General features: G+C 66.6%; 19 protein-coding genes and 2 tRNA genes. 9 read left to right on the forward strand and 12 right to left on the reverse strand.

Going from position 1 to position 19,368, the window contains the following annotated elements; genetic code table 11:
• Positions 1-2: 2 nt before the first annotated feature.
• Both SZ60_RS09065 and SZ60_RS09070 read right to left on the reverse strand, forming a co-directional pair.
• The gene (locus tag SZ60_RS09065; RefSeq protein ID WP_043595290.1) at positions 3-851 is read right to left on the reverse strand and encodes a rhomboid family intramembrane serine protease; all 849 of its coding nucleotides are present in this window, start codon (positions 849-851) and stop codon (positions 3-5) included.
• On the reverse strand, positions 852-1,391 hold the full coding sequence (locus tag SZ60_RS09070) for a peptidylprolyl isomerase (RefSeq protein WP_043595292.1): 540 nt from the start codon (positions 1,389-1,391) through the stop codon (positions 852-854).
• Between the two features lie 137 nt (positions 1,392-1,528).
• On the opposite strand from SZ60_RS09070, the gene SZ60_RS09075 reads away from it, so the two are divergent.
• Positions 1,529-2,065: a hypothetical protein gene (locus SZ60_RS09075; RefSeq protein ID WP_043595293.1), complete on the forward strand. Its 537-nt coding sequence runs from the start codon at positions 1,529-1,531 to the stop codon at positions 2,063-2,065.
• A 311-nt stretch (positions 2,066-2,376) separates the two neighbouring features.
• On the opposite strand, the gene SZ60_RS09080 is transcribed toward SZ60_RS09075, so the two are convergent.
• The 10 genes from SZ60_RS09080 to dnaA form a co-directional block, all read right to left on the reverse strand.
• Positions 2,377-2,449, reverse strand: a tRNA-Ala gene (locus SZ60_RS09080).
• An 82-nt stretch (positions 2,450-2,531) separates the two neighbouring features.
• A tRNA-Ile gene (locus tag SZ60_RS09085) sits at positions 2,532-2,605 on the reverse strand.
• Between the two features lie 73 nt (positions 2,606-2,678).
• Positions 2,679-3,086, reverse strand: coding sequence for a DUF3566 domain-containing protein (locus SZ60_RS09090; protein ID WP_043595295.1), 408 nt, complete (start codon positions 3,084-3,086; stop codon positions 2,679-2,681).
• On the reverse strand, positions 3,079-5,766 hold the full coding sequence (gene gyrA / locus SZ60_RS09095; protein ID WP_082060003.1) for a DNA gyrase subunit A: 2,688 nt from the start codon (positions 5,764-5,766) through the stop codon (positions 3,079-3,081). The genes SZ60_RS09090 and gyrA overlap by 8 nt, the downstream gene beginning before the upstream one ends.
• Before the next feature lie 77 nt (positions 5,767-5,843).
• Positions 5,844-7,817 (reverse strand): DNA topoisomerase (ATP-hydrolyzing) subunit B, encoded by a 1,974-nt coding sequence (gyrB, locus tag SZ60_RS09100; protein WP_043595296.1) that lies wholly within the window; start codon positions 7,815-7,817, stop codon positions 5,844-5,846.
• A 166-nt stretch (positions 7,818-7,983) separates the two neighbouring features.
• Positions 7,984-8,538 carry a DUF721 domain-containing protein gene (locus tag SZ60_RS09105; RefSeq protein ID WP_082060004.1) on the reverse strand — a complete coding sequence of 185 codons (555 nt, stop codon included), beginning with the start codon at positions 8,536-8,538 and terminating at the stop codon, positions 7,984-7,986.
• Positions 8,535-9,785 carry a DNA replication/repair protein RecF gene (gene recF / locus SZ60_RS09110; RefSeq protein WP_082060005.1) on the reverse strand — a complete coding sequence of 417 codons (1,251 nt, stop codon included), beginning with the start codon at positions 9,783-9,785 and terminating at the stop codon, positions 8,535-8,537. Before recF ends, SZ60_RS09105 begins: the two co-directional genes overlap by 4 nt.
• 17 nt (positions 9,786-9,802) lie before the next feature.
• The gene (gene gnd / locus SZ60_RS09115; protein WP_043595297.1) at positions 9,803-10,690 is read right to left on the reverse strand and encodes a phosphogluconate dehydrogenase (NAD(+)-dependent, decarboxylating); all 888 of its coding nucleotides are present in this window, start codon (positions 10,688-10,690) and stop codon (positions 9,803-9,805) included.
• Positions 10,691-10,750: 60 nt separating this feature from the next.
• Entirely contained in the window at positions 10,751-11,899 is a 1,149-nt protein-coding gene (gene dnaN, locus SZ60_RS09120) for a DNA polymerase III subunit beta (protein WP_043595299.1), read from the reverse strand.
• Between the two features lie 497 nt (positions 11,900-12,396).
• Positions 12,397-13,812, reverse strand: coding sequence for a chromosomal replication initiator protein DnaA (dnaA, locus tag SZ60_RS09125; RefSeq protein ID WP_043595301.1), 1,416 nt, complete (start codon positions 13,810-13,812; stop codon positions 12,397-12,399).
• 389 nt (positions 13,813-14,201) lie between these two features.
• On the opposite strand from dnaA, the gene rpmH reads away from it, so the two are divergent.
• From rpmH to SZ60_RS09165, 8 genes are all read left to right on the forward strand, one after another.
• Entirely contained in the window at positions 14,202-14,339 is a 138-nt protein-coding gene (gene rpmH / locus SZ60_RS09130) for a 50S ribosomal protein L34 (protein WP_043595303.1), read from the forward strand.
• A gap of 8 nt (positions 14,340-14,347) precedes the next feature.
• The gene (rnpA, locus tag SZ60_RS09135) at positions 14,348-14,683 is read left to right on the forward strand and encodes a ribonuclease P protein component (RefSeq protein ID WP_043595305.1); all 336 of its coding nucleotides are present in this window, start codon (positions 14,348-14,350) and stop codon (positions 14,681-14,683) included.
• On the forward strand, positions 14,680-15,042 hold the full coding sequence (yidD, locus tag SZ60_RS09140) for a membrane protein insertion efficiency factor YidD (RefSeq protein ID WP_043595307.1): 363 nt from the start codon (positions 14,680-14,682) through the stop codon (positions 15,040-15,042). The genes rnpA and yidD overlap by 4 nt, the downstream gene beginning before the upstream one ends.
• Positions 15,043-15,052: 10 nt before the next feature.
• Positions 15,053-16,009, forward strand: a complete 957-nt coding sequence (yidC, locus tag SZ60_RS09145) for a membrane protein insertase YidC (protein ID WP_043595308.1) — start codon at positions 15,053-15,055, stop codon at positions 16,007-16,009.
• Positions 16,006-16,569 (forward strand): R3H domain-containing nucleic acid-binding protein, encoded by a 564-nt coding sequence (locus SZ60_RS09150; RefSeq protein WP_082060006.1) that lies wholly within the window; start codon positions 16,006-16,008, stop codon positions 16,567-16,569. The genes yidC and SZ60_RS09150 overlap by 4 nt, the downstream gene beginning before the upstream one ends.
• A gap of 10 nt (positions 16,570-16,579) precedes the next feature.
• Positions 16,580-17,215 carry a 16S rRNA (guanine(527)-N(7))-methyltransferase RsmG gene (gene rsmG / locus SZ60_RS09155; protein ID WP_043595310.1) on the forward strand — a complete coding sequence of 212 codons (636 nt, stop codon included), beginning with the start codon at positions 16,580-16,582 and terminating at the stop codon, positions 17,213-17,215.
• Positions 17,216-17,431: 216 nt separating this feature from the next.
• The gene (locus tag SZ60_RS09160; protein ID WP_043595312.1) at positions 17,432-18,364 is read left to right on the forward strand and encodes a ParA family protein; all 933 of its coding nucleotides are present in this window, start codon (positions 17,432-17,434) and stop codon (positions 18,362-18,364) included.
• A complete protein-coding gene (locus tag SZ60_RS09165; RefSeq protein ID WP_043595313.1) occupies positions 18,364-19,311 on the forward strand; it encodes a ParB/RepB/Spo0J family partition protein in 948 nt (315 codons plus the stop codon). Before SZ60_RS09160 ends, SZ60_RS09165 begins: the two co-directional genes overlap by 1 nt.
• Positions 19,312-19,368: the final 57 nt, after the last annotated feature.

Below are 19,368 nucleotides of genomic sequence, written 5' to 3' on the forward strand. Positions count from 1 at the left end.
TGTCAGAACAGCCCGGCGAGTTGGGCCGATCTGGCCAGGAGCGCCGCGACCACGACCAGGCCGATCGCCACGAGCGCAGCGGTCTGCAGGGCGTGCTTGGACCGGTGCCGTGTCTTCGAGAACAGGAACGCGATGGCCCCGCCCACGACGATGCCCCCGAGGTGGGCTTGCCAGGCGATGCCCGGCACGACGAAGCCGATCGCGAGGTTGATGCCCACGAGCACCAGGAGTTGGATGCTGCGTCCGCCGAGGCTGCGGGCGATGACGAAGAATGCCGCCATCAGACCGAAGATCGCCCCGGAGGCGCCGACCACGAAACTGCCCGGTGCCAGCAGGGCGACGGCAGCCGATCCACCGATGCCCGAGAGGAAGTAGAGGGCGGCGAACCGACCTCGCCCCAACTGTCGTTCGAGCTCTGCCCCGAAGATGTACAGCGAGTACATGTTGAAGAGGACGTGAAGGATGCTGCCGTGGACGAACATCGTCGTCACCGCACGCCAGGGCTGCACGATCTCGAGCGGCGGGTAGAAGGCCAGGGCGCGTGTGACCACGCCGTTGCCCGTCCCCGTGACGAGCTGCAACAGGAACACCGCGACGGTCACGGCCATGATGCCGTAGGTCACGACGGGGGCTCCACGCCGGGAGGCGCTACGGACGCGGCCGACGACCTGCGGTTGGAGGCGCGGTGCGTTGCCCCGCGCCTCCTTCACGCACTCCGGGCAGTGCACGCCCACCGCGGCGGGCGTCTGGCACTCGCCGCAAATGGTGCGACCGCACCGCTGGCAGAGGACGAAGCTCTGCCGATCGGGGTGGCGGTAGCAGTAGTTCGACCGATCGTGCGGATCGGTCACCTAGACCTCGTCGACGGTGACGCTCTGGAGCACCACGTCCTCGAGCGGCTTGTCGCGCGCATCGGTCTTGACGGCTTCGATCGCGTCGACGACCTTCTTCGACTCGTCGTCGGCGACCTCGCCGAAGATGGTGTGCTTGCCCTGCAGCCACGGAGTCGGGACCGTCGTGATGAAGAACTGCGAACCGTTGGTTCCCTTGCCGCCGCGCGTGCCGGCGTTGGCCATCGCGAAGATGTAGGGGGCGTTGAAGTTCAGCTCGGGGTGGATCTCGTCGTCGAACTGGTAGCCGGGCCCGCCGACGCCCTGGCCGAGCGGGTCGCCGCCCTGGAGCATGAAGTCCTTGATGATGCGGTGGAACACGACGCCGTCGTAGAGCTTGTCGGTGCTGACCTTGCCGGTGGCCGGGTGGGTCCACTCTTTGGTGCCGGTGGCGAGGCCGACGAAGTTGGCGACGGTCTTCGGGGCGTGGTCGCCGAAGAGGTTCACCTTGATGGTGCCGTGGTTGGTGGTCAGGGTGGCGACAGCGGTGTGCGTTGACATGTCGTCATTCTTCCACAGCCACCTCGACGCACCAGGGACTCCCCAGGCACCGTTCCGTGACCTGTCAGGAACCTCCGTGCCACACTGGGACGGGCCAGCAACTCTGGCTCCACTGCCTACTCGTTGGAGGAACGTTCATGGCCCTGTCACGCAAGCAGAAGAAAGAACTCAAGAAGTTCAAGAAGCACGCTGCGGCGGTGTGGGGTGAACAGCGCGGCGTGATCGACCACGCCGGCAAGGTCATCGGCGGCTACCGCGACGACGCCGTCAAGATCGCGAACAAGAAGGTCGTCCCCCAGATCAAGCACGCGGTGGACTCCAACGTCCGCCCCGTGGTCTCGCAGGGCCTCTCCACGGGCTCGCACTACGCGTCGGTCGCTCAGGATCGCCTGAAGCACGACGTGTACCCGGCGTTCTCGTCGGCTCTCGGCAACCTCGACCTCGCGAACGACCCGAAGGTCAAGAAGGCCGTGAAGAACGCCAAGAAGCAGGGCAAGAAGGCTGCAGCCAAGTACGTGCCGCGCCAGCAGAAGTCGGGCCCCGGCGTGGGCGGCGTCCTGCTGATCGGCGTGGGCGTCGTCGCTCTCGGTGCCCTGGTGTTCGCAGCCGTGCAGACGCTGCGTGCCGACGACGAGCTCTGGGTCGCCGACGACGACGCCGACACCAAGGCGTAGTCTCCGCACCCCCACGAAGGGCCCGCCTCCCCGGAGGCGGGCCCTTCGTCATGCCTGCCCCCGACGGCTGCAGCAGTCGACGCTGATCCGGCCCCAGCACCAGCACCAGCACCAGCACCAGCACCAGCACAGACACTGACCAAGGCCCAACGTTGCACGCACGTCGGCGAAGCCGACACGGGCCCGGAGGGCCCCCCGGCCAGCACGCTTCCCCCTGCGCCGCAGGGGCGGCGGCGCAGCACACAGCGCAGAACGAGAATTGCCCCTGTCCGCTGACATCGTCAGCGGACAGGGGCAAGGCAATTCGATCGTGGAGCCTGGGAGAATCGAACTCCCGACATCCTGCTTGCAAAGCAGGCGCTCTACCAACTGAGCTAAGGCCCCGGCCCCCCGGTCACCGGGGGAACGAGCACGATCTCACCCTGTGCGCGTCGTGAGACGAACTCGAGATGAGACCGGTACTGCGTGGGGCTAATAGGACTTGAACCTATGACCTCTTCGTTATCAGCGAAGCGCTCTAACCGCCTGAGCTATAGCCCCCGGACCGTCGTAAAGCCTACAGCACGACGACGGCGAACTCGAATCGGCGGATTCCACCGACGCGAGCAGTGGATCAGTTGTTGGTGAAACCGACGAGCAGGCCGCCGGTGATGCGCACGCTCAGGTTGTAGAGGACGGCGACGATGGCCCCGAGGACCGTGCCGACGACCACGTTGAGGATGGCGACGACGATCGAGAAGAGCATGATCTGGCCGACGTTGAAGGTGTCCTGGATCGAGAAGCTCGAGTCTCCGAGGATGTCCCGCAGCAGGGCGTCGAGATCGTCGAAGATGCCCGTCTGGTTGAGGATGGCCCAGATGAGGAAGGTGGCGACGACCGTGATGATGCCGATCGCGACGGAGATCAGGAAGGCCAGCTTCACGACCGACCAGAAGTCGATGTAGACGAGCTTGAGGCGGACCTGCTTGGTGCCGGACGGTCGTTTCGCCTTCTTCTGCAGTCTCTCGGCGACACTACTCATTGTTCGTTTCCTCTCCGGAGGTTCCGGTGGCCTCGTCGTCGGTCGACTCGGCGTCGACCGACGTGGCGTCGGTCGTGGGGATCTCGGTGTCGGCGTCGACGGACTCGACGGACTCGACAGACACTACGGCCTCGGCCACGGCGTCCGCACTCTCGTCCACCTCGGCAGCGAGATTGCGCTCACTGTTGCGGGCCACCGCGATGATGCGATCGTCGCTCGCGAACCGGGCGAAGACGACGCCCATGGTGTCACGGCCCTTGGCGGGCACCTCGGAGACGGCGGAACGGACCACCTTGCCTCCGGACAGGACCACGAGCACCTCGTCGTCCTCGCCGACGATCAGGGCGCCGGCGAGGTCGCCCCGCGCCTCCGCGAGCTTGGCGACCTTGATGCCGAGGCCGCCACGGTTCTGGACGCGGTACTGGTCGGCGGCCGTGCGCTTGGCGTAGCCGCCCTCGGTGACGACGAAGACGTAGCCCTCTTCACCGACGACGGACGCGCTGAGCAGCGTGTCGTCGTCGCGGAAGGTCATGCCCTTCACGCCCGAGGTCGACCTGCCCATGGGGCGCAGCGACTCGTTGGTGGCGGTGAAGCGCAGCGACATGCCGTGACGGGACACGAGCAACAGGTCGTCGTGCTCGTCGACGAGCAGGGCCGAGACGAGTTCGTCGTCGTCGCGCAGGTTGATCGCGATGATGCCACCGGTGCGGTTCGTGTCGTACTCGGTGAGCGAGGTCTTCTTGATCAGACCGTCGCGAGTGGCGAGCACGAGGTAGTCGGCCACCTCGTAGTCGCGGATGTCGAGCACCTGCGAGATCTGTTCGTCGGGCTGCATGGCGAGCAGGTTGGCGACGTGCTGGCCCTTGGCGTCACGGCCGGCCTCTTGCAGCTCGTACGTCTTGGCGCGGTAGACCCGGCCCTTGTTCGTGAGGAACAGCAACCAGTGGTGGGTGGTGGTCACGAAGAAGTGGTCCACGACGTCGTCCGCACGCAGCTGGGCACCGCGGACTCCCTTGCCGCCACGGTGCTGGCTGCGGTAGTTGTCGCTGCGGGTGCGCTTGACGTAGCCACCCCGCGTGATGGTGACGACCATCTCTTCTTCGGGGATCAGGTCCTCGACGCTCATGTCGCCGTCGAAGCCGAACATGATCTCGGTGCGGCGGTCGTCGCCGTACTTGTCGGTGATCTCGGCGAGCTCGTCGCTGACGATCGTGCGCTGACGCTCGGGCCTGGCCAGGATGTCCTGGTAGTCGGCGATCTCTCGCTCGAGCTTGTCGGCGTCGTCCTGGATCTTCTGACGCTCGAGGGCGGCCAGGCGACGCAGCTGCAGGTTGAGGATGGCCGAGGCCTGGATCTCGTCGACGTCGAGGAGGTCCATGAGACCCGCACGCGCCTCCTCGACGGTCGGCGACCGCCGGATGAGGGCGATGACCTCGTCCAGGGCGTCGAGGGCCTTGAGGTAGCCGCGCAGGATGTGCGCGTCCGCTTCGGCCTTCTTCAGGCGGAACTGCGTCCGGCGGACGATGACTTCGATCTGGTGGTCGACCCACGCCGAGATGAAGCCGTCGAGCGCGAGGGTGCGCGGCACGCCGTCGACGATCGCGAGCATGTTCGCGCCGAAGTTCTCTTGCAGGCTGGTGTGCTTGTAGAGGTTGTTCAGCACGACCTTCGCGACGGCGTCGCGCTTGAGCACGATGACGAGTCGCTGGCCGGTACGCCCCGAGGTCTCGTCGCGGATGTCCGCGATGCCGCCGATGCGACCGTCCTTGACGAGCTCGGCGATCTTGATCGCGAGGTTGTCGGGGTTGACCTGATAGGGCAGCTCGGTGACGACGAGGCAGGTGCGCCCCTGGAGCTCTTCGACGTTGACGACCGCACGCATCGTGATCGAGCCGCGGCCCGTGCGGTAGGCGTCCTGGATGCCGCGGACGCCGAGGATCTGCGCGCCCGTCGGGAAGTCGGGGCCCTTGACGCGTTGCATGAGCGCCTCGAGCAGCTCTTCTCGCGACGCGGTCGGGTTCTCGAGATACCACTGGGCGCCCGACGCCACCTCGCGCAGGTTGTGCGGGGGGATGTTCGTCGCCATGCCGACGGCGATGCCGACCGAGCCGTTGACCAGCAGGTTGGGGAACCGGCTGGGCAGGATGGCCGGCTCGCGGGTGCGACCGTCGTAGTTGTCCTGGAAGTCGACGGTGTCCTCGTCGATGTCGCGCACCATCTCGAGCGCGAGCGGGGCCATCTTCGTCTCGGTGTACCGCGGGGCGGCGGCGCCGTCGTTGCCGGGCGAGCCGAAGTTGCCCTGGCCGAGCGCGAGCGGGTAACGCAGGCTCCACGGCTGGACGAGGCGGACCAGCGCATCGTAGATCGCCGTGTCGCCGTGGGGGTGGAACTGGCCCATGACGTCGCCGACGACGCGCGAGCACTTCGAGAACGCGCGGTCGGGGCGGTAGCCGCCGTCGTACATGGCGTAGATGACACGGCGGTGCACGGGCTTGAGGCCGTCACGCACCTCGGGCAGGGCCCGGCCGACGATGACGCTCATCGCGTAGTCGAGGTACGAGCGCTGCATCTCGAGCTGCAGGTCGACCTGCTCGATGCTGTCGCGCTTCGGCGCCTCGGCGAAGGTCTGGGTTCCCTCGGCGTCGATGCCCTCGGGGGTGTCTGTCGGCTCGTCGGCCATGATTCTCCGTTTGTCGTGGTCTGCCCCGTGGTGCTCGTCGGGGCGCGGGCGTGCTCCGGGTCAGCCGGAGGCGCGCATCAGATGTCGAGGAAGCGGACGTCTTTCGCGTTCTGCTGGATGAAGTTGCGTCGCGATTCGACGTTCTCGCCCATCAGGGTGTCGAAGATGGTGTCCGCGGCCACGGCGTCCTCGAGGGTCACCTGCAGGAGCGTGCGGGTGTCGGGGTCCATCGTGGTCTCCCACAGCTCTTTGTAATCCATCTCGCCGAGGCCCTTGTAACGCTGGATCGCGTTCTCTTTCGGGATGCGCTTGCCGGCCGCGCGGCCCGAGACGAGCACCGCGTCGCGCTCGGCGTCGCTGTACACGTACTCGTGGGCGGCGTTGCTCCACTTGAGCTTGTAGAGCGGCGGCTGCGCCAGGTAGACGTAGCCGAGGTCGATCAGCGGGCGCATGTAGCGGAAGAGCAGCGTGAGCAACAGCGTCGTGATGTGCTGGCCGTCGACGTCGGCGTCGGCCATCAGGACGATCTTGTGGTACCTCGCCTTGTCGGGGTCGAAGTCCTCACCGATGTCGGCGCCGAAGGCCTTGATCATGGCCTGGACCTCGTTGTTGCCGAGGGCACGGTCGAGACGGGCCTTCTCGACGTTGAGGATCTTGCCCCGCAGCGGCAGGATCGCCTGGGTCTCGGGGTTGCGCCCCTGCACCGCCGAGCCACCGGCCGAGTCACCCTCGACGATGAAGATCTCGCTGCGCGAGGGGTCCTTGCTCTGGCAGTCCTTGAGCTTTCCGGGCATGCCGTTCGACTCGAGCACGCCCTTGCGGCGGGTCTGCTCACGCGCCTTGCGCGCGGCGAGACGGGCCTGCGACGCGAGGATGCCCTTGCGGACGATCTCGGCGGCCTGCTTGGGGTTGCGGTCGAACCAGTCGTTCAGCTGTGAGCCGGCGACCTTCTGCACGAACGACTTGGCCTCGGTGTTGCCGAGCTTGGTCTTCGTCTGGCCCTCGAACTGCGGCTCGCCGAGCTTGATCGAGATGACGGCCGTCAGGCCTTCGCGGACGTCGTCGCCCGAGAGGTTGTCGTCCTTCTCCTTGAGGAAGTTCTTCTCGCGCGCGTAGCGGTTGATCAGCGTGGTCAGCGCCGCGCGGAAACCCTCTTCGTGCGTTCCGCCCTCGTGCGTGTTGATCGTGTTCGCGTAGGTGTGGACGCTCTCTTGGTACGAGGTGTTCCACTGCATCGCGACCTCGAGCGAGATCTTCTTCTCGGTGTCTTCTTGCTCGAAGGCGATGATGTCGTCGTGGACGGTCTCGACCTTCTTGGTCGTGTTGAGGTACTCGACGTAGTCGACGAGGCCCTTCTCGTAGTGGAAGACGTCGTGACGGGGCTCGGCGTCGTCCTCTTGCACGCGCTCGTCGCTGAGCTCGATGCGCAGGCCCTTGTTCAGGAAGGCCATCTGCTGGAACCGCGTGCGCAGCGTCTCGTAGTCGAACTCGACGGTCTCGAAGATCTCGGCGTTGGGCCAGAACGTGATCGTCGTACCGGTGGTGTCGTCGTCCTCGCCCTTGGCGAGCGGCGCGACGGGGACGCCGTCGGTGAAGCTCTGACGGTAGACGTTGCCCTGTCGGCGCACCTCGACGTCGAGCTCGCTCGACAGGGCGTTGACGACCGAGCTGCCGACGCCGTGCAGACCACCCGACACCGCGTAACCGCCGCCGCCGAACTTGCCGCCGGCGTGGAGCACGGTCAGGACGACTTCGACGGTCGACCGGCCCTCGACGGGGTGCACGTCGACCGGGATGCCGCGGCCGTTGTCGACGACGCGCACGCCGCCGTCCTCGCGCATGGTGATCTCGATGTGGTCGCAGTGGCCGGCCAGGGCCTCGTCGACCGAGTTGTCGACGATCTCGTAGACCAGGTGGTGCAGGCCACGGGGGCCCGTCGAGCCGATGTACATGCCGGGACGCTTGCGCACGGCCTCGAGACCCTCGAGGACCTGGATCGCACTGGCGCCGTAAGTGTCGTCGGGCTGGGCGTCGGTGGGATCAGCTGACATGTGCGTGGGGGCTCCTGCCGGACGGGACGAAGGTGTGCCGACCGGTCGAGACCGCTGTCTGGGCGGCCCTCGGACGACCTTCCGAGTCTACCGCAGGCCCGTCCGTCGCGGGGCGAAATCCGCCCTCAGACGGATTTTCCCGCCGCACTTGGACGATTCACCCTCGTCAACCATAAGTATCGCGAGGGCCCCGCCCTGGAACCGATCTGGGGCCGCGTTTCCAGGTCGGGGCGTTGGGTGCCAGGAAACGCACCGACTGGATGCCCGCGTCCGGGTACCTCTGCACGATGGTCGTCGTGACCTGCGTGCGCATCAACCGGAGTTGGGTCGCCCAGGCCGTCGAGTCGCACTGGACGGTCAGGGTGCCGTCGTCGATCGACACCGGATCCGAGTGGCCGGCCAACTCGGCGCCCACCATGTCGGGCCAGGCGGTCATCAGCTCGGACTGGGCCAACGGGCTGTTCCAGCCGAGTTCGTTGGTGACCGCCGACAGCACGTCGGCGATCCCCCGGGGCTCGCGTCCGGTGCCGAACGGCTGGCTCGGCGAGCCCAGCTTGATCGACTTGCGCTTGCGGGCGTCGCGCGACCGCGAGTTGGGGTCGCCGAACACCCGGCGGAACCGCAGGTAGACCCGCTGGGCCTCGCTGTCGGGCTGCGCCTCGGGTTCAGGAGGCGCGGGTGGCGTGGACGCCGGAGGCTGCGGTGCGTCGTCGACGCTCACCGCGCCTCCTCGGTGTCGGCCTCACGGGGCCGCACGTCGTCGCCCGCCTCGGGGACGACCGAACCGTCACCCGGGCCGCCGGCGACGGGGGCCTCGTCGACGATCGTCCCCTTGGCGATGCGGACCGTGTGGGCCTTGAGCCGTGAGGGGACGTCGCCCTCGACCGCCGCCGTGATCAACACCTGCTCGTAGTCGGCGACCGCGTCGGCCAGGCGTTCGCGACGGGATCCGTCGAGCTCGGCGAAGACGTCGTCGAGCACGATCACCGGGTCGCCCGTCGGCGAGTCGACCCGCACCACGGCGGCCGAAGCCAGTTTGAGGGCGAGGGCGAACGACCAGGACTCGCCGTGGCTCGCGTATCCCCGGGCGGGCAACCCGTTGAGTGAGAGGAAGAGGTCGTCGCGGTGCGGCCCGACGAGCGTCAGGCCCCGTTCGAGCTCGGTCGGTCTGACGCGGGCCAGCGCCTGGCGGAAGACCTCGGGCACCTCGTCGGCGGGGATCGACTCGGTCGGCCCCTCGGCCGCGGTCGTCTCGTCGTCGGGTGTCGCGCCCCGGATGCTCAGGACCGTCGACAACCGCGCGGCGTGGTCGGCGCCGGCCACGGCCGCGTACGCACGAGCCACCTCGGGGGCCAGGTCCGCCGCGAGCCGGTCGCGCGCGACGACGAGTTCACTGCCGAGGGCCACGAGACGTTCGTCCCAGATGTCGAGCGTGCCGAGCTGCCCGGCCTTCACCCCGGAGGCGCGGGCCGATTTCAGGAGCGTGTTGCGTTGCTTGAGCACCCGGTCGTAGTCGGTCTGCACGCCGGCGAACCGGGGCGACCGGGCCACCAGCAACTCGTCGAGGAATCGCCGACGGCCCGAGGGCTCGCCCCGGACGAGCGCCAGGTCCTCGGGAGCGAAGAGGACGCTCGTGAAGTAACGCGGCAGTTCGCGAGGCTTGATGGCGCCACGGTTGACCTGCGCACGGTTCGGTGACGACCGGTTGATCTGCACCTCGGCCAGGAGTTCGCGGTCGTCGGCGAGCAACCGGGCCCGGACGACGGCCGAGTCGCGTCCTTGACGGATGAGCGCGGCATCGGACGACACCCGGTGGGATCCGAGACTCGACAGGTAGCCGAGGGATTCGACCAGGTTCGTCTTCCCCTGGCCGTTGCTGCCGACGAAGAGGTTCGGCCCGCGCGCGAGGCTGACTTCGGCAGACGTGTAGTTGCGGAAGTCCGTCAGGCTGAGATGCAGTACTCGCACGCGGGCCGGTGGAGGCGCTAGGCCTTCTTGACGGCGTGGCCGCCGAACTGGTTGCGGAGTGCGGCGACGGCCTTCATGGTCGGCGAACCCTCACCCTGACGCGAGACGAAGCGCGCGAAGATCGAAGCGCTGATCGCGGGCATCGGGACGGCGTGGTTGATCGCCTCTTCGAGGGTCCAGCGGCCCTCGCCGCTGTCTTCCACGTAGCCCGAGATCTCGGCCAGCTTGGGGTCGGCCTCGAGGGCGAGCACCATGAGCTCGAGCAGCCAGGAACGCACGACGGTGCCTCGCTGCCAGGCCTTGAAGGTGCCGGTGACGTCCTTGATCAGATCGCTACGGGCCTCGAGCAGCTCGTAGCCCTCGCCGTAGGCCTGCATGATCGCGTACTCGATGCCGTTGTGGACCATCTTGGCGTAGTGACCCGCGCCGGTGTCGCCGGCGTGGACGAAGCCCTCTTCGCGGGGGCCTTCGGGACGAAGGGCGTCGAAGACCGGCTGCGCCAGGGCGACGTTCTCGGCGGAACCGCCGACCATGAGGCCGTAGCCGTTGTCCTTGCCCCAGACGCCGCCCGAGACGCCGGCGTCGACGTACTTGATGCCCTTGCCGCCGAGGAGCTTCTCGTTGGCGAAGTCACTGGTGAACTTCGAGTTGCCACCGTCGATGACCAGGTCGCCCTCGGAGAGCTCGTTCGAGAGCTCTTCGATGACGCCGGCGGTGATGTCGCCCGCGGGCACCATGACCCAGACGATGCGGGGGGCGGGGAGGGTGGTGGCGAGCTCGGCGAGGCTGGCGACGTCGGAGACGGCGGGGTTCGCGTCGTAACCGGTCACCTCGATGCCGCTGTCGCGCAGGCGGGCGCGCATGTTGTTGCCCATTTTGCCGAGACCGACGAGGCCGATGTGCATGAGGATCCTTTGTTCGTGGCGGTGGGGCCCGGAGGCGGCACCGTTGCGTGCAGAGCGCTCTTAGCGCAGGAGGAGGTTGGGCTGCAGCAGGTACTTGTAGCTGTCAGCACCGGCCTGGTCCCTCGAGGACTGACTGGTGATCAGCACGGGACCGGGCTTGTTCGGGTTCTCCGTCTTGGTGAAGGAGATGCGGACGAACTCGGAATGAACCGCTCCGAGACCGTCGAGGAGGAACTGCGGTTTCAACGAGACCACCGTGTCCTCTCCCGTCAACAACGCATCGATCGACTCTGACGCCTGCGCTTGTTCGCTGCCGATGGCCTCGAGCGTGAGGCCGTCGATCGTGAACGTGAACCTGAGTGCCGCCTCGCGCTCGAGCACGAGCGAGACGCGGCGGACCGACTCGACGAGTTCGGCCGTGTTGATCACGGCGTAGTTCTCGACGGTGTCGGGGAAGAGACGCTTCACCGGGGGGAAGTTCCCCTTGATGAGCAACGAGGTGACGGTCTTGTTGTCCGCCTGGAACGCGATGAGTTCGCGCTCGTCGGATCCGGTGATCGAGACCGAGACGGTGCCGGCGTTGCCGAAGGTCTTGCCGACCTCCTGCAGGGTGCGCGCCGGGACGAGTGCGGTCGTCGTGGTCGTGCTGGCCACGGTGCCGGGGTCGAACTCGATGCCACGGACGGCGACTCGGTAGCGGTCCGTGGCGACCAACGACAGGGCGTTCTCGCTGACCTCGAGCTGGACTCCGGTGATGACCGGGGTGACGTCGTCGCGGGACGCGGCGACCGCGACCTGGGAGACCGCGAGGGCGAAGGAGTCGCCCGGGACGACGCCCGAGCGGTCGCCGACGGTGGGCAGGGTCGGGTACTCCTCGACCGGCATGCTCAGCAGGGAGAAATTCGCGGATCCGCAGCTGACGGCGATGCGGTTCTCTTCTGTGGAGAAGGTGACCGGTGCGTTGGGGAGACGGCTGGCGATGTCGGCGAGCAGCCGGCCCGAGACCAGGATCGTCCCCGGTTCGTCGATCTCGGCGGGGATGCTCGTCTGGGCCGAGACCTCGTAGTCGAAGGACGAGAGGGTCAGCCCGTCGGCGTCGGCCTCGATCAGCACACCGCTGAGGATCGGCAAGGTGGTGCGCTGGGGCAGCAGCTTGACGGCGAAGGAGACCGCATCGCTGAAGACGTCACGGTTGACCTGGAACTTCACGCGGGGACCCCTATCGACTTCGCTCTCGTGGATGGCCGGTTAATAGTGGCACAGCATCGGGGTCCGCCCTTCCGGTGGGTGAAAGCCGAGGGCCGGGGCCCGGATCGATCCACAAGGTTGTCTCTCCATCAATTTCTTGTAATCAGGATTAACAGTCTTAACCGTTGTGCACAGTGTGGATAACCTGTTTAAAACCCCGTGCCTCAACGGAACTACACGCGTGTGACTTGTGGACGGGGTGTGGAACGGAATGACAAGAATCCTGATGGGTGGTCGTCCGCGCCGAGCGGGATCCCACAGGTCCCCCGGATCCGTGAACAACGTCGTCGAGGTTATCCACGAGTTTCCACAAGTTATCCACACTGTGTGGAACGTGCCTCCTCAGGGCCCCTCGAGACGCGTCCGGCGCCCCCTGGGACGACGAACGGGCGCCGACACGTGGTCGGCGCCCGTTCGGGACGGTCGTGGCGGACGGGCCGGCCTGGCCCGCCGACCGGTCACTTGTAGCGGGTGTCCTGCTTGATGCGGCTGGTCAGCTCGGTCACCTGGTTGTAGATCGACCGGCGTTCCTTCATCAGTTCGCTGATCTTCTTGTTGGCGTACATGACCGTCGTGTGGTCGCGGTTGCCGAACAGCTGACCGATCTTCGGCAAGGACAGGCTCGTGAGTTCACGGCACAGGTACATGGCGATCTGTCGGGCGGTGGCGATGGCCTGCGAGCGGGACGACCCGTACAGGTCGTCGACGGTGAGCTTGAAGTAGTCCGCCGTGTGGTTGATGATGTCGACCGGCGCGATGATGTTGTCCTCGTCGAGCGTGATGAGGTCCTTCAGGACGGTCTGCACGAGGGCCAGGTCGACGGCGGTGCGGTTGAGGCTGGCGAAGGCCGTGACCCTGATGAGGGTGCCCTCGAGTTCGCGGATGTTGCTCGACACCTTGGTCGCGATGAACTCGAGGACCTCGTCGCGGATCTGCAGCTTCTCGCTCTGCGCCTTCTTGCGCAGGATGGCGATGCGGGTCTCGAGGTCGGGAGCCTGCACGTCGGTGATCAGGCCCCACTCGAAGCGCGACCGCATGCGGTCCTCGAAGCCGGTGAGGTGTTTGGGCGGCAGGTCGCTGGTGATCACCAGCTGCTTGTCGTGGTCGTGCAGGGTGTTGAAGGTGTGGAAGAACGCCTCTTGGGTGCTGTCCTTGCCCTGCAGGAACTGGATGTCGTCGATCAGCAGGATGTCGATCTCGCGGTACCTCTGCTGGAAGAGGCTCGACCGGTTGTTGGCGATCGAGTTGATGAAGTCGTTCGTGAACTCTTCGCTGCTGACGTACCGGACGCGGATGCCCGGGTACATGGTCTCGGCGTAGTGGCCGATGGCGTGCAGCAGGTGGGTCTTGCCGAGGCCCGACTCGCCGTAGACGAAGAGCGGGTTGTAGGCCTTGGCCGGAGCCTCGGCGACGGCGACGGCCGCGGCGTGGGCGAACCGGTTCGACGCCCCGATGACGAAGTTGTCGAAGCTGTACTTCGGGTTCAGGCGGGAGTCGTTCCGCTTGCCGCTCGCGCTGGTCTCGACCGGCGCCGGCACGAAGGGCGCCTCGATGTAGTGGACCGGCTCCGACTGCTCGACCTGCTGGGTGAGGGTGTCGGGGGTGATGTCGGGGTTGACGGTGATGGCGAAGCTCGAGACCGTGGTGTCGCCCAGTCCGGCGATGGACTCGAGCAGCGGCTCACGGATCCGTTGTTCGAGCATGCCCCGCGTCAGGTCGTTGGGCACCTCGAGATAGAGGGTGCCGCCCAGCACGCCCTTCGGCTCGACGAGGCTGATGAAGCCGTGCAGCTGCGGCGTGATGCGGTCGTCGGTCGTCAGCGTCGCGAGGACGGAACGCCACAGGTCCTGGACCGGGTCGACGGTGTGCGCCACTGGGAGTCTCTTTCTCGCGGTTCGGCAGCGGACGGATCCGGCCGCCTCCGCGTGCGGGTCGCGTTCACCCGCCGGTGTTCGAAGGGTACGAGTGCGGGACGAGTTATGCACAGCTTTCTCCACCGATCGGTTGGCGCCGTTCGGGCCGGGATCGCTGCGTGTTCCCCGTCGTCACGCGGAAGTACCGCGAGAAGTACCCACCTTAGTTCGACCGGGTGTGGAGTCCGCAACCGGAGTTTTCAACACTGTGGACAAGCGCCTCCAGAAGTCGCCGTTTGACCACGGCTCCGATCACGCGTACTTTTAATCAGTTGATTTCAGCCGCGTTGGCTGTACAAGACTTCTCGGATCGTGGCAACAGGCCTGGTCCGCTTTCCTGGAGGACCACCATGAGCAAGAGAACGTTCCAGCCGAACAACCGTCGTCGCGCCAAGAAGCACGGTTTCCGTGCCCGCATGCGCACCCGCGCCGGCCGCGCCATCCTCGCCGCCCGTCGTGGCAAGGGCCGCACCGAGCTCTCGGCGTAGCCACCTCCGTGTTGGCCCGGGCCAACCGGATCGTCCGCGCAGACGATTACCGAACCACCGTGCGCCGTGGCCGCAAGTCGGGCACGGCGCATTCGGTCGTCTACGTCCGTCGTCGTGACGACGACCTGGTCCGATTCGGCTTCATCGTGGCCAAGACCGTGGGCAACGCGGTCGTCCGCAACACGGTCCGTCGTCGGCTCAAGGGTGTCTGTCACGAGATGTTGCCGACACTCCCCCGGGGGCTCGACGTCGTGATCAGAGCCTTGCCAGGCAGCCCCGACGTTGCGTGGTCTACCCTGCTGTCGGACATCTCCGAGGTCGTCGACAGGGGCGTGAAAGCGTGACAAGAGCTGTGCAGTTCGTCGCGTTGCTTCCCCGCAACGCGTGCGTCCTCGTGCTCCGCGTCTACCGCGCCGTCGTCTCCCCGCTCTACGGAGACGTCTGCCGCTACTACCCGTCGTGTTCCCGGTACGCCCTCGAGGCCATCCAGCTGCACGGCGTCGTGCGGGGCGTGGTCATGGGCAGCTGGCGCATCGCCCGGTGTCACCCCTGGGCAGCCGGAGGCGTCGACGACGTCCCCGAGCCCCGTACACAGAAGTACCGCGTCACGAAGTCCGGCTTCGTGACACCGCGATCCGGCACCACCACCCCCGAACTCGTCGGGGCGGGCCGCATCGTCGCACAGAGCCACGGAAAGGGCTGACCCGAACACCATGGACTTCATCGGCACCATCCTCTGGCCCCTGAGATGGGTCGTCGAGGCGATCCTCGTCGGCTTCCACAACGTCCTCACGGCGTTCGGCATGGACACCGCGGCCGGCAGCACGTGGGTGCTCTCGATCGTCGGCCTGGTCCTCGTGGTGCGGGCCTGCCTCATCCCGATCTTCGTCCGGCAGATCAAGAGCCAGCGACGCATGATGGAGATCGCGCCCCGGCTCAAGAAGATCCAGGACAAGTACAAGGGCAAGCGCGACCAGTTCAGCCGCGAGGCCATGTCGCGCGAGACCATGGCGCTCTACAAGGACACGGGTACCAACCCGCTCAGCTCGTGCCTGCCGCTGCTGATCCAGATGCCGATCTTCTTCAGCCTCTACACCGTGTTGCACAACGCCCAGCAAGAGAAGGTGGGCATCGGCCTGCTGAACTCGGCGTTGTCGAACTCCTTCGGTGAGTCGGCGCTCTTCGGTGCACCCCTGAAAGAGACCTTCCTCGGTGCCACCACCTGGGAGGTCCGCCTGATGGCCGGAGCCATGGTGGTCATCATGACGGCGTCGCAGTTCATCACGCAGCTGCAGATCGTCTCCAAGAACATGTCGCCCGAGACCAAGGCGAGCCCCATGTTCAAGCAGCAGCGCATGCTCCTGTACTTCCTGCCCCTCGTGTTCGTCTTCTCGGGTCTGTCCTTCCCCCTGGGCGTCATGTTCTACTGGCTCACCTCCAACGTCTGGACCATGGCCCAGCAGTTCTTGGTCATCCGCAACATGCCCACGCCCGGCAGCGAGGCGGCTCTGGCGCGTGAGGAGCGCCTCGCGCGCAAGCAGCAGCGCAAGGGCCTGCCCAGCATCACCGTGACCGAGATCGAGTCGGCGCCCGCCGTGCCGAAGACGACCCAGCGCACCCAGCCCGTCGGCAAGAACCGCTCCAAGAAGCAGAACGGCCCCAAGAAATGACCTCTGACGACTCCACGACCGACATCGTCGAGCCCGCCGCCGAGAACGACGGTGCCGTCGCCTCGAGCGACGACCAGGAGGCGCGGGTCGCCTCGGACGACGCGGCCGACGTCCTCGACGAGGGCGACATCGCAGCCGACTACATCGAGGAACTGCTCGACATCTGCGACTTCGACGGCGACATCGACATCGAGGTCCGCGGCGGTCGTTCGTACATCTCCGTCGACTCGAGTGGCGAGCAGAAGCTGCGCGTCCTGTCGAAGCCCGACACGGTCAATGCCCTTCAAGAGCTGACGCGCATCGCGGTGCAGACCAAGACAGGCGAGTTCTCGCGTCTCATCCTCGACATCGGAGGCTCGCGTGCCACGCGCGAGACCGAGCTCGGTCGTCTGGTCGACGTCGCCGTCGCGAAGCTCGAGGACGGTGCCACGTCGGCCGCCCTGCCGCCCATGTCGTCCTACGAGCGCAAACTCGTCCACGACATCGTGGCTGCGCGGGGCTTCACCTCGGAGTCCGAGGGCGAAGGCCGCGACCGTCACACCGTCATCACCCGTCCCTGAGCGCACCGACATGACCGACACGTCGACCCTCGAGGTCGAGCCGGCCGTCGCGGCGACGATCTTCGGCGACCGACTCGACGTCGTGCGCCGCTATGTCGCCGACCTCGCCCAGCACGGTGAAGAACTCGGCCTGATCGGACCGCTCGAGCTGCCGCGTCTCTGGACCCGCCACGTCGTCAACTGCGGTCTGCTGGCGCCCCTGTTGGTCTCCGGCCGCGTCGGCGACATCGGGTCGGGTGCCGGTCTGCCAGGACTTGTCCTCGCCGCCGCTCGCCCGGACGCCACGCTCGTCCTGATCGAGCCGATGGAGCGACGCGTGGACTGGTTGACGGCCGAAGCCGAGCGCATGGGTCTCGACAACGTCGAGGTCGTCCGTGCCCGTGCCGAAGACGTACAGCTGGACGGTTGGCTCGATCAGGCGACCGCCCGTGCGGTGTCGGCTCTGTCCAAGTTGATCCCGCTGACCGCCCCGCTGGTGAAGACCGGCGGACAACTGCTGTTGATGAAGGGCGCGCGGGTCGACGACGAGATCGCTGCTGCGCGCAAGGTCATCGCCCGCCATCACCTCATCGATGTCGAGGCCCGTGAGCTCGGCGTCGGACTCGTCGACGAGACGACCCGGGTCTTCGTCGCGACTCTGGACTGATCAAGCGGTCAAACTCAGCATGAGGGCCTGCTGACCAGGGATTATGCCCTAACTGGTCGTTCAGGACGATCCGCGGGTGCGAGGTCTCGTCGGGCACGCGGACGCGGGGTCCCTGTCTTTGTCGGGGCCTGACGATAGACTCGGCCTTCGATCCCCGATGATCACCGAGCCGTTTGCGAGCGGCGTGGTGTCACACCTCCGGGCTGGTCGTTTCACGTGAAACATGGCGATACGGAGACCCCTTCAGTGAGTTCCTCGGCTGACGACGACAGAAGCACTCCCCTGGCTCGGGAGCTTGCCGACTTGAATCGACGCAAGCAGGCCCTGTCGCGCGAGCCCCTCCCCTCCCCTGCCGAGACACGGGTCATCACCGTTTCCAATCAGAAGGGTGGTGTCGGGAAGACGACGACCACCGTCAACCTCTCGGCGGCCCTGGCGCGGAGTGGGGCGAAGGTGTTGGTGATCGACCTCGATCCGCAGGGCAATGCCTCGACGGCCTTGGGTGTGGAACACCGCGCCGAGACGCCCAGCGTCTACGACGTCGTGGTGAACGACGGCGAGGTCGCGGACGTCGTCCAGAAGAGTCCCGAGTTCGACACGCTGTTCTGTATCCCGGCCACGATCCACCTCGCCGGTGCCGAGATCGAGCTCGTCTCGCTCGTCGCTCGTGAACAGCGACTGAGCAGAGCCTTGTCCGAGTACCTCAGCGCCACCGAGGAGGCCGGCGAGCGGTACGACTACGTGTTCATCGATTGTCCCCCGTCTCTTGGCCTGCTCACGATCAACGCCTTCGTCGCCGCCAGTGAAGTGCTCATCCCCATCCAGTGCGAGTACTACGCGCTCGAAGGATTGAGCCAGCTGCTGCGCAACATCCAGCTGATCGAGAAGCACCTGAACCCCAGGCTCAAGGTGTCGAGCATCCTGCTCACGATGTACGACGGACGGACGAACCTCGCTCAGCAGGTCGTCGCCGACGTCCGCGAGCATTTCCCTGATGAGGCGTTGAACACGTTGATTCCGCGGTCGGTCAGGATCAGCGAGGCACCTGGTTACGGTCAGACGGTCATCAGCTACGACACCAACTCCCCCGGTTCGATCTCGTACCTCGAGGCGGCCGCCGAACTAGCACGTCGAGGAGCACCCCAGTAATGGCAACGAAGCGAACCGGACTCGGGCGCGGCATCGGCGCCCTCATCCCCGTCTCGGACGAGAGCCAGGACCGCCCGGTCGACGTGTTCTTCCCGACGGCGCAGCAGACGGCCGACGAACTCATCGCCGTGCCGGGCGCGCGCCTGGCAAACCTCAACCCGTTGGACATCACCCCGAACGCGCAGCAGCCGCGGGCCGAATTCCGCGCCGAAGAGCTCGCCGAGTTGGTGACGTCCATCCGCGAGGTCGGTGTGCTGCAGCCCATCGTGGTCCGTCCGATCGAGAAGAGCGGCAAAGGGGCAGCGCAGTACGAGCTCGTCATGGGCGAGCGACGCCTCCGCGCGACCAAAGAGCTGGGTCTGGCGACGATCCCCGCCATCGTCAAGGACACTGCAGACGACGCGATGCTGCGCGACGCCCTGCTCGAGAACCTCCACCGAGCGGAGCTCAACCCACTCGAAGAAGCGTCCGCTTATCAGCAACTTCTTGCCGATTTCGGCATCACGCAGGACGAGTTGGCGACTCGCATCGGTCGTAGTCGTCCGCAGATCACGAACACCTTGAGGTTGCTGAGGCTGCCTGCAGCCGTCCAGCGCCGGGTCGCCTCGGGCGTCCTGACGGCCGGCCACGCCCGAGCCATCCTGAGCACGGGTGACCCGGTGCTCATGGCTCGTCTCGCAGATCGCATCGTCAACGAAGACCTCAGCGTGCGTGCAGCCGAGGCCATCGCCGCGGGTGGGAGTGCCAAGCCGAAATCCACGCGGACGTCGACCCCGGGCAAACACCAGGCTCACCTGGACGAGGTGGCCGAGAGTCTTGGCGACCGGTTCGAGACCCGTGTCAAGGTGTCGTTGGGTGCTCGCAAGGGGTCGATCACGATCGACTTCGCCTCCATGCAAGATCTCGATCGCATCCTCGGCCAGCTGGGACACGAGCAGGAGGAGTGACGCTGCGTTCACAGGCGCCGCGCGTCGCCTGTTTCACGTGAAACATCGACGGCCCTT

This window comes from Frigoribacterium sp. MEB024, from assembly GCF_000878135.1.
Taxonomy (GTDB): Bacteria; Actinomycetota; Actinomycetes; order Actinomycetales; family Microbacteriaceae; genus Frigoribacterium.